This is a genomic window from Pseudomonas sp. AMR01 (genome assembly GCF_041946035.1).
Lineage (GTDB): Bacteria > Pseudomonadota > Gammaproteobacteria > Pseudomonadales > Pseudomonadaceae > Aquipseudomonas > Aquipseudomonas antarctica_B.
Genome location: NZ_JAUTYR010000179.1, coordinates 1 through 523 on the forward strand (window position 1 = coordinate 1; position 523 = coordinate 523).

Sequence of the window (523 nt, forward strand, 5' to 3'; positions counted from 1 at the left end):
TGGGGATCATCGACACAGCCAGATCGCCGGGGTTCGCGGCAACATAATCGGCAAGTTTCGAGATGTCTGAGACGACAGGGTCCGGTCCGCCGCTTATCACGTTTACCGTTTGGGTAAGCAAGATTACTGGCTCGAAGGCGTCATAGGAATAGTCAACCATGCCAGCGAGATTTGACAATGCAACGGAGTCATGACTACCGAGAATGGTATATCCGTCCGGTGCCGCATCCTTGACTTCGCGCGAACCTCGCGTGGCCCCTGCGCCGGCCATATTGACCGGCACGATTGTTTGTCCCAGATGCTTTTCTGCCTCGGCAGAAATGAGGCGGAACAATACATCTGTCGCGCCACCCGGTCCGAAGGGGATGACAAGTTTGACTTCCTTTTCCGGGTACTCAGCTGCGGCCAGCGCAGGGGCTGCAATTGCCATGGCGACAGAAGCGACAACAGATTTGATCGAGTTCAGTTTGATCACAGGATTCTCCTATTGGGTTAATCAGCGAGAAGCTTGCATGCCTCTTTC

At 54.5% G+C, this 523-nt stretch carries 1 protein-coding gene; it reads right to left on the bottom strand.

The window, feature by feature from the left end; all coding sequences use genetic code 11:
- Window positions 1–475, bottom strand: a 475-nt coding sequence (locus tag Q7C20_RS27135) for a tripartite tricarboxylate transporter substrate-binding protein (protein ID WP_375071233.1), incomplete at its 3' end; no start/stop codon positions are given.
- Window positions 476–523: the final 48 nt, after the last annotated feature.